Source organism: Micromonospora sp. C31 (assembly GCF_018070575.1).
GTDB lineage: Bacteria > Actinomycetota > Actinomycetes > Mycobacteriales > Micromonosporaceae > Micromonospora.
In genome coordinates this window covers 17,365-32,066 of the sequence record NZ_JAGPXN010000004.1, presented here as the reverse complement: position 1 = coordinate 32,066, position 14,702 = coordinate 17,365, and the positions used below count along the sequence as shown (strand labels likewise).

1 protein-coding gene is annotated in these 14,702 nt (G+C 76.4%); it reads right to left on the bottom strand.

What is annotated here, in order from left to right; translation table 11 throughout:
* Positions 1-38 precede the first annotated feature (38 nt).
* A complete protein-coding gene (locus KBX06_RS07955; protein WP_210833589.1) occupies positions 39-14,666 on the bottom strand; it encodes a type I polyketide synthase in 14,628 nt (4,875 codons plus the stop codon).
* Between the last annotated feature and the right edge of the window lie 36 nt (positions 14,667-14,702).

The window sequence follows — 14,702 nt, the reverse complement described above, 5'->3', positions numbered from 1 at the left end:
ATCTCGCTTTCTCGTGACACCACAGGTTCCCGGGCGGCTCAGGAGAGCCCGAGGTCCTGGTCGATGAGGTCGAACAGCTCCTGGTTGCTGGCCACCCGCAGCCGGTCGGCCACCTCGGCGGTCTCCTCCCGACGTTCCTCGGCGGCGCCGAGCCGTTCGAGCAGGCTGTGCAGCCGCATCGTGATCCGCACCCGGCCGATGTCGTCCGGCTCGCGCAGCGCCAGGGCGCTCTCCAACTGGTCCAGCTCGGCGAGGGTCGGCAGCGCCTCCACCGACGCCTCGCTGAGCAGTTCGGCCCGCAGGTGCTCGGCCAACGCCTGCGGGGTCGGGTAGTCGAACACCACCGAGCTGGGCAGGCTCAGCCCGGTCGAGCGGGCCAGCCGGCCCCGCAGCTCCACGGCGGTGAGCGAGTCGAAGCCGAGGTCCCGGAAGGGCCGGCCGGCCTCCACGGCGTACGGGCTGTCGTGGCCGATGACCTCGCCGGCGGCGGTGCGGATCAGATCCACCAGCAGCCGCACCTGTTCGGCCTGCGACAGCTCGCCGAGCCGCTTGCGCAGTTCGCCGGCGACCTGGTCGCCGTCCTCGGCGTCGGCGCGCGCCGCCGCGGCCTGGGCGGCCACCTCGGCGATCTCGCTGATCAGCGGCCGGGGCCGGGCGGAGGCGAAGACCGGCGCGAAGCGGTCCCAGTCGATGTCGGCGACGGTGAGGGCGGTGTCGTCGCCGTCGAGGCCGGCGCGCAGGGCGGCCATCGCCGGTTCCCGGTCCAGCAGGGTCACCCCGCGCCGGCTCATCGCCGCCGCGTGCGCGTCGGTCACCATGCCGCCGCCGGCCCACGGTCCCCAGTTGACCGAGAGGTGCCGGGGGCCGCCGGCCGGCCGGGACTGTGCCCAGGCGTCCAGGAAGGCGTTGCCGGCGGCGTACGCGCCGTGGTCGCCGACGCCCCAGACGGCGGCGATGGAGGAGAAGTGCACGACCAGGTCGAGCGGTTCCGGGTCGAGGAACTCGTCCAGGTGCCGGGCGCCGGCGATCTTGCCGGAGACGACGTCGGCGAGTTCCGCCTCGGTGACGGCGGCGACCGGGTTGAGCCGGCCCACCCCGGCGGCGTGCACCACCGCGTGCACGGTCTCGCCGTCGGCGCGCAGCCCGCGGACCAGGTCCGCGACCGCGTCCCGGTCGGCCAGGTCGCAGGCCAGCACCCGGGCCTCGGCGCCCAGCACGGCCAGTTCCGCCACCGCCTCGTCGGCACCGGGGGCCGCCGCGCCGCGCCGGCTGACCAGCAGCAGCCGCCGTGCGCCGTGCCGGGCGAACCAGCCGGCGGCGTACCGGCCGACGGCGCCGGTGCCGCCGGTGACCAGGACGGTCTGCGGCGGTTGCCAGCCGGCCGGCGCCTCGGCGCGCGGCGCGCGGGCCAGCCGCCGCAAATACGTCCCGGAGTCGCGCACCGCGAGCTGGTCCTCGTGCCCGGCGGCGGTGAGCGCCGCCAGGACGTGCTCGGCGGCGGCCGGGGTCAGGGTCGCGGGCAGGTCCAGCAGGCCACCGAAGTGCCGGGGGTGTTCCAGCGCGGTCACCAGGCCGAGGCCCCACGTGGTGGCCTGGGCGGGGCGGGCGACGGGGTCGTCGGCGGCGGTGGCGACGGCCTGCCGGGTGAGCAGCCACAGCGGCACCGGGGGCAGGGCGTCCGTGACCGCCTGCACCAGGGCGAGGTTCGCGGTCAGGCCCAGCGGCACGGCGGGCCGGTCGGGGTGCGGTCGCTCGTCGAGGGCGAGCAGCGACACGATCCGGGTGGGCGCGGCGCCGGCGAGCTGCCCGGCGAGTGTCGTCCGGTCGGTCGTGGCCGGGTCGACGGCGAGCTGCCGCACGGTGCCGCCCCGGGCGGTGACGAGTTCGGCGAGCCGGTCGACGGCCGACTGGTCGGTACCGCTGTGGACCAGGGTCCACGTGCCGTCCACGGTACCCGCGGCGAGGGCCTGCGGACGCCAGGTGACCCGGTAGCGCCAGCCGTCGGCGAGGGTGTCCTCCTGCTGCTGGCGCCGCCACCGGTCCAGCTCCGGCAGCAGCTCCCGCAGCGGCCGGTCCGCGTCGAGGCCGAGCCGGCCGGCGAGCGCGTCGCCGTCGCCCGACGCCACGGCCCCCCAGAACGCCGAGTCGACGGCGTCGTGGGTGGTGGCGGGGGTGCCCGCCGGCGCGGCGTCGAGGCTCGGCCAGAACCGCTGGTGGGCGAACGCGTACGTGGGCAGGTCCACGGGGCCGGTGCCGGGCAGCAGCCGCGACCAGCGTACGGGCACGCCGTGGCAGTGCAGTCGGGCCACCGCGCCGAGCAGGGTGGCCACCTCGTCCTGGCCGGGCCGCTGCACGCCGGTCACGACGACCGGGGCGTCGGCCGGCAGCGCGTCGGCGGTCAGGGCGGTCAGCACGGTGTCCGGCCCGATCTCCAGGAACCGGGTCACCCCGTGGGCGTGCAGGTGGGTGACGGTGTCGGCGAAGCGGACCGCCTCGCGGACGTGGCGCACCCAGTAGTCCGGGGTGCAGAGCTGCTCGGCGTCGATCACCGCGCCGGTCAGGTTCGACACCAGCGGCACCGTCGGCGGGGCGTACGACAGGGTCGCCGCCACGGCCGCGAAGTCGGCGAGCATCGGCTCCATCAGCGGGCTGTGGAAGGCGTGGCTGACCCGCAGCCGCTTGGTGCGTACCCCTAGGTCGGCGAAGTGGGCGGCCAGCCCGGTCAGCGCGTCCTCGGCGCCGGCGACGACGACGGCGGTCGGCCCGTTCACGGCGGCGACGGCGACCTGCCCCCGCGTACCGTCCAGGGCCTGGAGCACGTCGACCTCGGGCGCGGCGACGGCGAGCATCCCGCCGCCGGCGGGCAGGGCCTGCATCAGCCGGCCCCGGTTGCCGACGAGCGCGCAGGCGTCGGGCAGGTCGAGCACCCCGGCCACGTGGGCCGCGCTGATCTCCCCGACGGAGTGCCCGGCCACGAAGTCGGGCCGGATCCCCCAGTGTTCGAGCAGCCGGAACAGCGCCACCTCGACGGCGAAGAGCCCGGCCTGGGTGAAGGCCGTCTGGTCGAGCAGGTCGGCCTCGGCGGTGCCGGGCTCGGCGAACAGCACCGGACGCAGCGGCTGCGGCAGGTACGCGTCCAGGTGCTGGCAGGCCTCGTCGACCGCCGCGGCGAAGAGCGGGAACGTCTCGTACAGGCGACGGCCCATCCCGGCGTGTTGGGCGCCCTGACCGGAGAAGAGCGCCGCCAGCGCGCCGCCGGGCTCGGCGACGCCCCGGGTGAGGCCGGGGTGGTCCTGGCCGGCGGCGAGGGCCCGCAGGCCGGCGAGGGCGGCGTCGGCGTCCGCGGCGAGCAGCACCGCGCGGTGCCGCAGCGGGGAACGCCCGGTGGCCAGTCCCCGGGCGACGTCGGGGGCGGGCGTCCCGGTGTGCGGCAGCCAGTCGGCCAGCCGGGCCGCCTGGGCCCGCAGGCTGTCGGCGGCGTCGGCCGAGACGACCCAGGGCAGCACCGGCGGCCCGGCGGCCGGCCGGGACGTCGGGGTGTCGGCCGGCGGCGCGGCGGGCGCCTGTTCGAGGATGACGTGCACGTTGGTGCCGCTCACCCCGAACGACGACACGCCGGCGCGGCGCGGCCGGTCGACGTCCGGCCACGGCTGTGCCTCGGTGAGCAGCGCGACGGCGCCCGCCGACCAGTCCACGTGCGGCGTCGGCTCGTCCACGTGCAGGGTGGGCGGCAGCAGGTCGTGCTGGAGCGCCAGCACCATCTTGATCACACCGGAGACGCCGGCGGCGGCCTGGGTGTGGCCGATGTTCGACTTGACGGAGCCGAGCCAGAGCGGCCGGTCGGCGGGCCGGTCCCGCCCGTACGTGGCGAGCAGCGCCTGCGCCTCGATCGGGTCGCCGAGCCGGGTGCCGGTGCCGTGCCCGTCGACGGCGTCCACGTCGACGGCGGTCAGTCGCGCGTTGGCCAGCGCCTGGCTGATCACCCGTTCCTGGGCAGGGCCGTTGGGCGCGGTCAGGCCGTTGCTGGCGCCGTCCTGGTTCATCGCCGAGCCGCGTACGACGGCCAGGATCCGCCGGCCGTCGCGCTGGGCGTCGGAGAGCCGCTGCAACATCACCAGGCCGACGCCCTCGCCCCAGCCGGTGCCGTCGGCGGCCCCGGCGAACGACTTGCACCGGCCGTCGAGGGCCAGCCCCCGCTGCCGGGCGAACTCCAGGAACGGGCCGGGGGTGGCCATCACCGTCACGCCGCCGGCGACCGCGACGTCGCACTCGCCCTGCCGCAGGGACTGGCAGGCCAGGTGCAGCGCCACCAGCGACGACGAGCAGGCGGTGTCGACGCTGACGGCGGGGCCCTGCAACCCGAAGTGGTACGCCAGCCGGCCGCTGATGACGGCGGCGACGTTGCCGGTGGCCTGGTAGCCCTCGGTCTCGACCCGGGCGGCCATCAGCAGCGTCGCGTAGTCCTGGCCGTTGGTGCCGACGAAGACGCCGGTGTTGGTCTCGCGCATGTCGGCCGGCGCGGTGCCGGCCCGCTCGAACAACTCCCAGGCGCTCTCCAGCAGCACCCGCTGCTGCGGGTCCATCACCATCGCCTCGCGCGGCGAGATGCCGAACAGGGCGGCGTCGAAGCCGGCGGCGTCGGTGAGGAAGCCGCCCTCCCGCACGTACGAGGTGCCGGGCCGGTCGGGATCGGGGTCGTAGATCGCCGCCAGGTCCCAGCCCCGGTCGGTCGGGAACTCCGCGATCCCGTCGCGTCCCTCGGCGACCAGCCGCCACAGGTCCTCCGGACCGGCGACACCGCCGGGGTAGCGGCAGCTCATCGAGACGATGGCGATCGGCTCGTCCAGCGCGGTGGCGGCCCGCGTGGGCGCGGTCGCCGGGGTGTCGTCGCCGGTGAGCCGGCTCGCCAGGTGCTCGGCGAGGGCCTCGGGTGTCGGGCGGTCGAACACCAGGGTCGCCGGCAGGTTCAGCCCCACCGCCTCGGCGAGCCGGTTGCGCATCTCGACGGCGCTGAGCGAGTCGAAGCCGATCTCCCGGAACGACCGGTCCGCCGCCAACGCCTGCGGCGAGGACAGCCGCAGCACCGCCGCCGCGTGGACCCGTACGAGGTCGAGCAGGACCCGGCGGCGTTCCGGTGCGGCGAGGCCGGCCAGCCGGCCGCGCAGCGGCGAGGCCGCGTCGGGCGCGTCGGGCGCGTCGCCGTCGCGTTGCCCGGCGGCGAGCAGCCGCGCCACCTCCGGCACGTCGGCGATCAGCGGTCGGGGGCGGGCCAGCGTGTAGGTCTGCAGGAACCGGTCCCAGGCGATGTCCGCCACGGTGAGCGTGGTGTCGCCGTGGTCGAGCGCCCCGGCCAGTACGGAGACCGCGAGGTCGGGACGCATGGCCCGCACGCCCGAGCGGAACATCTGGTCGGCGGCGCCCTCGGCGTCGACCATGCCGCCGCCGTCCCAGGCGCCCCAGGCGATGGCGGTGGCGGTCCGGCCGCGCCGTCGCCGGTCCTCGGCGAGCGCGTCGAGGAAGGCGTTGGCGGCGGCGTAGCCGCCCTGGTGCCCGCCGCCCCAGACGCCCGCGCCGGAGGAGAAGAGCACGAACGCCGACAGCTCGTCGCCGCACACCTCGTCGAGGTTCACCGCGCCGGCCACCTTGGCGCGCAGGGCGTCGGCGAGCTCGGCGACGTCGGTGGTTGCGACCGGTGCGGCGTGGGCGACGCCGGCGGTGTGGAACACGGCCCCGATGCGGGTGCCCTGCCCGGCGAGCCGCTCGACGAGGGCCCGCAGGGCGTCGGGGTCGGCGACGTCGCAGGCGGCCACGGTGACGGTGGCGCCGGCGGCGCGCAGGTCGGCCGCGAGTTCGTCGGCGCCGGGCGTGGCGGGGCCCTGGCGGCCGGTCAGCACCAGCTCGCCGACGCCCTCGCGGGCCAGCCAGCGCGCCACCTGGGCCCCGATCGACCCGAGGCCGCCGGTGACCAGGACGGCGCCGCTGGCGGGACGCCAGTCGCCGGTCGTCGTGCGGTCGGTGCGGGCCCGGACCAGTCGCCGGGCGAACACCCCGGAGGGGCGCAGCGCCAGCTGGTCCTCCGCGTCGACGCCGGCCAGCACCGCCACGAGCCGGGCCCGGTCCCGGGGGTCCAGCTCGGTGGGCAGGTCCACGAGGCCACCCCAGCGGTCCGGGTGCTCCAGGGCGACCACCCGGCCGAGCCCCCAGAGCATCGCCTGGCGGGGCCGGTCGAGCGGGTCGGCCCGGCCGGTGCGGACCGCGCCGGCGGTGGCGCACCACAGCGGGGCGGTGACACCGGCGTCGCCGAGGGCCTGGACGAGGGCGTACGTGCCGGCGAGGCTGGCCGGCACCACCGGGTGGGTCGGGTGCGGCGCGTCGTCCAGGCCGAGCAGGGAGAGCACGCCGGCGACGGGTCCGCCGGTACGCGCCAGCCGGTCGGCCAGCGCCTGCCGGTCCGGGTCGGTCACGTCGATCCGGACGACCTCGGCCCCGCCCTCGGTGAGGGCCCGGGCGGCGCCGTCGACCAGGGGGTGCTCGACGGCGCCCGCCGGCACCAGCAGCAGCCAGGCGCCGGACAGGGTGGCCTCCGGCGCCACGGTCAGCGGCTTCCAGGTCACCCGGTACCGCCAGGAGTCCACGGTGGACTCCTCGCGGCGGCGTCGGCGCCACGAGGAGAGCAGCGGCAGCGCGGGGTCGAGGGACCGGGCCGCGCTCTCGTCGATCCGCATCGCGGCGGCCAACGCCTGCGGGTCGGCCCGTTCCACGGCCTCCCAGAAGTGCCGGTCGGCCTCGTCGGAGCCGGTGGGGGCGGTGGCGGTGGTCGTCGGTGCCTGCGGCCAGTAGCGCTGACGCTGGAAGGCGTACGTGGGCAGCTCCACCGGCGGGCCGGTGCGGGTGCCCAGGATCGCCGTCCAGTCCACGGGCACGCCGTGCACGTGCAGCCCGGCGAGGACCGCCAGCATCCGCTGCCAGCCGCCGGCCCCGGTGTCGTCGGCGGCCACCACGACGGCGTCGTCCGCGATCTGCCGCAGCCCGGCGGCGAGCACGGGCTCGGGAGCGGCCTCGAGGAGGACCCGGTGGCCCTCGTCGAGCAGGGCGCGAACGACCGGGTCGACGTCGACGCCGTCGGCCAGTCCCGCGTACCACCGGGCGACGTCGAGGCCGTCGGTGTCGACCCTGCCGCCGGTCGCCGCCGAGTACAGCGGCGTCTCGGCCGCCCGGAGGGTCGTCCCGGCCAGCTCCGCGGCCAGCCGGTCGAGGTCCGCCTCGGTCCGGCTGCCGAGGGCGATCGTCTTCGCCGCGTCCTCCAGCGACAGCGCCCCGGCCACGCAGGCGGCCGCGACCTCGCCGTGGGCGTGTCCGAGCACGGCGGCGGGCCGGACGCCGAGCGAACGCCACCAGCGGCCCAGCGAGACCGCCACGGCCCACCGCACGGCCTGCGTCACCCCGGCGTCGGCCGGGGCCGGGGCGCCGTCCGCGCCGCGCAGAACGTCGGTGAGCGACCAGTCCACCCAGGGCGCGAGGGCCGCCTCGCAGGCGGCGATCGAGGCGGCGAACTCCGGCGACCGGTCGAGCAGCTCGGCCGCCGCGGCGGGCCACGGTTCGCCGTGACCGGGGAAGACGAGGACCGGGTCGCCGCCGCGCAGCGCGATGCCGGTGACGGTGGCGGCGGTGGCCTCGCCGAGCCGGAACGACTCCAGGGCCCGCGTCAGGCCGACGGTGTCGCGGCCGAGGACGACGGCCCGGTGTCCGAACGCGGCCCGGCTGGTCGCCAGGGCGTGCGCGACGTCGGCCGGTTCCAGCTCCGGGTGCGCCGCCAGGTGCGCGCCCAGCCGGGCCGCCTGGTCGCGCAGCGCCGGGGCGTCCACGGCGGAGAGCAGCAGGGGTACGACGCCGGCGCGCGGGCGGTCGGTGGCGTGTGCCTCGACCGTCTCGGCGGGCGGCTGCTCGATGATCACATGCGCGTTCGTGCCGGAGATCCCGAACGACGACACCGCCGCCCGACGCGGCCGGCCCACCACCGGCCATGGGGTCGCCTCCGTCGCCAGGGCCACCGCCCCGGCCGACCAGTCCACGTGCGGCGACGGCTCATCCACGTGCAGGGTCGACGGCACCAGGCCGTGCCGCATCGCCATGACCATCTTGATCACACCCGCCACACCCGCAGCCGCCTGCGTGTGGCCGATGTTCGACTTCACCGACCCCAACAGCAACGGCCGATCCCCCGGCCGATCCTGCCCGTACGTCGCCAACAACGCCTGCGCCTCGATCGGGTCACCCAAAGTGGTGCCGGTGCCGTGCGCCTCCACCGCGTCCACGTCGGCGGCGGTGAGCCGCGCGTTCGCGAGAGCCTGGTGGATCACCCGCTGCTGCGACGGACCGTTCGGCGCCGTCAGACCGTTCGACGCGCCGTCCTGGTTGACGGCCGTGCCGCGCAGGACGGCGTGGATCCGCCGGCCCTCGCGCTGCGCGTCCGACAGGCGCTGCACCAGCAGCACACCCACACCCTCGGACCAACCGGTGCCGTCCGCCGACGCCGCGAACGACTTGCACCGACCATCGGACGACAGACCACGCTGCCGGGAGAACTCGATGAACGTCCCCGGCGTCGCCATCACCGTCACACCACCGGCCAACGCCAGATCACACTCACCACTGCGCAACGCCTGCGCCGCCAGGTGCAACGCCACCAGCGACGACGAACACGCCGTGTCCACGGTGACCGCCGGGCCCTCCAGCCCGAACGTGTACGCCACCCGGCCGGAGAGCACGCTGCCCGAGTTTCCGGTGCCGACGTAGCCCTCGACCTCGTCGGCCAGCTCCATCAGCTGGGAGGCGTAGTCGTGGTACATGACGCCGGCGAAGACACCCGTCCGGCTGCCCCGCAACCGCGACGGGTCGAGACCGGCCGACTCGAACGACTCCCACGACGCCTCCAGCAGCAGCCGCTGCTGCGGATCCATCGCCAGGGCCTCACGCGGCGAGATCCCGAAGAAGGCGGGGTCGAACGCGCCGGCGTCGTACAGGAAGCCGCCGTGCCGGGTGTACGACGTCCCTGGGTTGTCCGGGTCGGGGTCGAACAGGCTCTCCAGGTCCCAGCCCCGGTCGGTGGGGAACTCCCCGATCCCCTCGCCGCCGCCGGCCAGCAACGCCCACAGCTCGTCGGGCGTCTCGATGCCACCGGGGTAACGGCAGGCCATGCCCACGATGGCGATCGGCTCGTCGAGCCGGGTCGTGGTCCGCGTCCCGGACGCGGCGGTGCCGCCGACGGCGCCGGCCAGTTCGGCGTGCACGTGGGCGGCGAGCGCCTGCGGCGTCGGGTAGTCGAAGACCAGCGTCGAGGGCAGCCGCAGGCCGGTGGCCGCGTTGACGCGGTTGCGCAGATCCACGGCGGTCAGCGAGTCGAAGCCCAGCTCGCGGAACGCCCGGTCGGCCGGCACGGCCTCCGCGCCGCCGTGCCCGAGCACCTGCGCGACGAGGCCGCGCACCAGCACGTCGATCTGGGCGCGCGCCTCGTCGGCGCTCAGGCCGCCGATGCGGGTCGCCCAGGTGGTGCCCTGTCCCGCCTGGCGGCGCGTCGTGGTCGTACCGACCAGGTTGCGGAGCATCGGCGGCACCAGGCCGGCGCCGGCCGCGGCCCGCAGGGCGGCCAGGTCGATCACGGCGGGCACCAGGGCCGGCCGGTCGGCGGTCAGCGCCGCGTCGAACAGCCGCAGCCCCGTCTCGGCGCTCATCGCGGTGACGCCGCCCCGGGTCGAGCGCGCCCGGTCCGCGTCGTCGAGGGACGCGGCCATGCCGGGGGTGTCCCACATGCCCCACGCCAGGCTCACGGCCGGCAGACCCGCCTGCCGCCGGTAGACCGCCAGGGCGTCGAGGAAGGCGTTGCCCGCCGCGTACGCCGACTGGCCCGGCGAGCCGAGCACCCCCGCCACCGACGAGAACACCACGAACAGGTCGAGGTCCAGCGACGCCGTCGCCTCGTGCAGGAACCACCCGGCCGACACCTTCGGCGCCAACACCCCGGACAGCCGCTCAGCGGTCAGCCCCTCCACGATCCCGTCGTCCAGGACACCGGCCGTGTGCACCACACCCGCCAGCCGACCCCCGGCGGAAACCTCGGCCACCAGACCGAACACCTGGTCCCGGTCCGTCACGTCACAGGCGGCGACCCGCACCGACGCGCCCAGCGCCGACAGCCGCTCCGACAACTCGCCCGCGCCCGCAGCCTCCGGGCCACGCCGCGACACCAGCACCAGCGACCGCACCCCGTGCACCGACACCAGATGCTCCGCCACCAACGCACCCAACGCACCCGTACCGCCGGTCACCAGCACCGCACCGTCACCCACGACCGGCGCCTCCACCGACGCCGGAACGACCGCACGCACCAGACGCGGCACGAACACCCCACCCGAGCGCACCGCCACCTGACCGCCGAACGCCACCGGCTCGTCCGCCACCGTGGCCAGCACACCCAGCAACCCGGTGTCCACGTCACCGTCGACATCCGCCAGCACGATGCGACCCGGATGCTCCGACTGCGCCGAACGCAGCAGACCCCACACCGCCGCGGCGCCCAGGTCCGTCACCCGGTCGTCCGCCGCCACCGACACCGCGCCCCGGGTCACCACCACCAGCCGCGACTCCGACAGCACATTGGCCGCCAGCCAGGACCGGACGGTCGCCAGCACCTGCGACGTCGCCGCGCGTACCGCGTCGGGGTCGTTGTCGGCGGCGTCCGCCAGCAGGTCGGCGCCCTCGTCGTGCGCCTCGCGGTGGACCGGGAGCGTCTCCGTCCCGGCGTAACCGGGTCGGCGCAGGCTGCCCGCCGGCACCAGCAGCAGGCGCGGCGCCACGCCCGACGATCCGGCTGCCGCGGTCACCGCCTCGACGTCGGCGAACGCCGGCAGGTCGGCGGCGACCGGCGAGCCCACCAGCGCCCACCCGGAGGCGTCCCCGGTCGGGGTGACCTCCTGGGCCTGCCAGGCGACCTCGAACAGCGACCGGGCCGCCTCGCCCGGGGACGACGACACCCCGGTCAGCTCCCGCAACGCCAGGGAGTCCACCGACACCACGGCGGCACCCGACTCGTCGCACGCGACCAGCCGAACCGCCGAACCCGTACGCGTCAACCGCACCCGCAACACCCGCGCACCCGAGGCGTGCACCTGCACACCCTCGAACGCGAACGGCACCCGCGGCCCACCCGACCCCTCCGAGCCGGGCAGCAACCCGATCGGGTGCAGCGCCGCGTCCAGCAGCGCCGGGTGCACCCCGAACCCCGCCGCGTCGCCCGCCACCTCGTCGGGCAGCGCCACCTCGGCGAACACCTCGTCGCCGCCGACCCACACCCGACGCAGCCCCCGGAACACCGGCCCGTACGACAGGCCCCGCTCCGCCAGCGCCGGATACCAACCCGCCACGTCCACCTCGGACACGCCGACCGGCGGCCACTCCCCCACGCCCGGCTCGTCGGCCGACGCCGGCTCCAGCACACCCTCCGCGTGCCGGACCCACTCCGGGTCGACGGCCTCCTCCGGCTGCGAGTGCACGGTCACCGAACGGGTGCCCGCCTCGTCGGCCGCGCCGACGCGCACCTGCACCCGCACCGCACCCGCCTGCGGCAGCACCAACGGCGCGGCCACGGTCAACTCCCGCACCCGCGACGCGCCCACCTCGTCACCCGCCCGCACCGCCAACTCCACCAGGGCGGCGCCCGGCACGATCACCATCCCGGAGACCGAGTGGTCGGCGAGCCAGGCGTGCGTCGCGGTGGACAGACGGCCGGTCAGGACCACCATGTCCTCGCCGGCCACGGAGACCGCCGCACCGAGCAGCGGGTGCCCGGCCGCACCGAGCCCGGCCCCGGAGACGTCCGTCCAGCGGCCCGCCGGCTCCAGCCAGAAGCGCTGATGCTGGAAGGCGTACGTGGGCAGGTCCACGTGCCGGCCGCCGGCCCGGCCGAGCAGGTCCGCCCAGCCGACGGCCACGCCGTGCACGTGCAGCAGCGCGAGGGCCTCCAGGAGGGCCTGCGGCTCGGGCCGGTCGTGGCGCGACGCCGGCACCAGCAGGGGCTCCGGTTCGTCGTCCGTCCGCTCGGCGAGGCAGTTCTGCGCCATTGCGGTCAGGACGCCGTTCGGCCCCACCTCCAGGTAGGTGTCGACCTCCTCGGCGCGCAGGCAGTCGACGGCGTCGGCGAAGCGCACCGTGCCGCGTACGTGGCGCACCCAGTAGCCCGGATCGCAGAGCTGGTCGGCGTCGGCGACGCGGCCGGTCAGGTTCGACACCACCGGGATCGTCGGCGGCCGGAACGTCAGCTGCTCGGCGACGGCCGCGAACTCGGCCAGCATCGGGTCCATCCGGGCGCTGTGGAAGGCGTGGCTGACCCGCAACCGGCGGGTCTGCGCGCCCCGCTCGGACCACACCCGCTGCACCTCGTCGAGCGCCTCGACGTCCCCCGCCACCACCACGGCGGCGGGGCCGTTCACGGCGGCCACGTCCAGCCGGCCGGGCAGCCCCGCCAGGGACCCGGCGACGGCGGCCTCGTCGGCGGCCACGGCGAGCATGCCGCCGCCGGCCGGCAGCGCCTGCATGAGCCGGCCACGCGCCGCGACCAGCGCGCACGCGTCGGCCAGGGAGAGCACGCCCGCCACGTGCGCCGCCGCGATCTCGCCGATGGAGTGCCCGGCCACCAGGTCCGGCACCACCCCGAGCGACTCCACCAGCCGGAACAGCGCCACCTCGACGGCGAACAACCCGGCCTGGGTGAACACCGTCTGGTCCAGCAGCTCCGCCTCGGTCGTGCCCGCCCCGGCGAACAGCACCCCGCGCAGCGGGCGCGGCAGCAGCGGATCCAGGTGCCCGCACACCTCGTCCAGGGCGGCGGCGAACACCGGGAAGGACGCGTACAGCTCGCGACCCATGCCGGCGCGCTGCGCGCCCTGACCGGAGAAGAGGAAGGCCACCCGGCCGCGCGCGGCCGAAGCGCCGGTGGTGACCGCGCCGCTCGGCTCGCCGGTCGCGAGGGCCCGCAGCCCGGCGAGCAGGTCGTCCGCGTCGCCGGCCAGGACGACCGCGCGGTGTTCGAGCCCCGCGCGGTTGACCGAGGAGACCCCGACGTCGACCGGACGCGGGGAGTCGACGCGGGCGAGATGCTCCGCCCAGCGCCCGGCCTGCCCGGCGAGCGCCTCGGGCGTACGGGCGGAGAGGAACACCGGGGCGAGCGGGAGCGCGACCGGCGCGTCGGCGACGGGCGGCGCCTCGTCGGTGGACGGGGCGTCGTCGACGGGCGCCTCCTCCAGGATGACGTGCGCGTTCGTACCGCTGATGCCGAACGACGACACGGCGGCCCGGCGCGGCCGGTCCGTGGCCGACCACGCCCGCGCCTCGGTCAGCAGCGAGACCTGCCCGGCGGACCAGTCGATGTGCGGCGACGGCTCGTCGACGTGCAGGGTGGCGGGCATGGTGCGGTGCCGGATCGCCTCGATCATCTTGATCAGTCCGGCGGCGCCGGCGGCGGCCTGGGTGTGGCCCAGGTTCGACTTGACCGAGCCCAGCCAGAGCGGCCCGCCGTCGCCCCGGTCCTGCCCGTACGTGGCCAGCAGCGCCTGCGCCTCGATGGGGTCGCCGAGGGTGGTGCCGGTGCCGTGCGCCTCGACCACGTCGACGTCGGCCGGCGAGAGCCGGGCGTTCGCGAGGGCCTGCCGGATCACCCGCTCCTGCGACGGGCCGTTGGGCGCGGTGAGCCCGCTGCTGGCGCCGTCCTGGTTGACGGCGCTGCCCCGGACGACGGCGAGGATCCGCCGGCCGTCGCGGCGGGCGTCGGACAGCCGCTGCAACAGCAGCACCCCGACGCCCTCGGACCAGCCGGTGCCGTCGGCGGCGGCGGCGAACGACTTGCACCGGCCGTCCGAGGCCAGGCCCCGCTGGCGGGAGAAGTCGGCGAAGGTCCCCGGGGTGGACATGACCGTGACGCCACCGGCGAGCGCGAAGTCGCAGTCCCGCTGGCGCAGCGCCTGCGTCGCGAGGTGCACGGCGACCAGCGACGACGAGCACGCCGTGTCCACCGTGACCGCCGGGCCCTCGAGCCCGAAGGTGTACGCCACCCGCCCCGACACCACGCTGCCGGAGTTGCCGGTGCCGATGTAGCCCTCGACGCCCTCGGGCAGGTCCAGCACCCGCGACGCGTAGTCGTGGTACATCACCCCGGCGAACACGCCGGTCCGGCTGCCGCGCAGCCGCTGCGGGTCGACGCCGGCGTGTTCGAACGCCTCCCAGGAGGTCTCCAGCAGCAGTCGCTGGTGCGGGTCCATCGCCAGCGCCTCGCGGGGGCTGATGCCGAAGAAGCCCGGGTCGAACTGCGGCGCGTCGTAGAGGAAGCCACCCTGGTTGCTGGTCGACGTGCCCGGGTTGTCCGGGTCGACGTTGAAGAGCCGCTCCAGGTCCCAGCCCCGGTCGGTCGGGAAGTCACCCACCCCGTCGCCGCCCCGGTCGACGAGGTCCCACAGCTCCGCCGGGCTGGACACGCCGCCCGGGAACCGGCAGGCCATCCCGATGACGGCCATCGGCTCGCGGTCCTTGGCCTCCACCTCGCGCACCCGCCGGCGCGCGTCGCGCAGGTCGGCAGTCGCACGCCGGAGGTAGTCGAGGAACTCTGCCTCAGTGGGCATCGGGCCACTCCGTATCGGGGTTCGAGGTGTGCGACA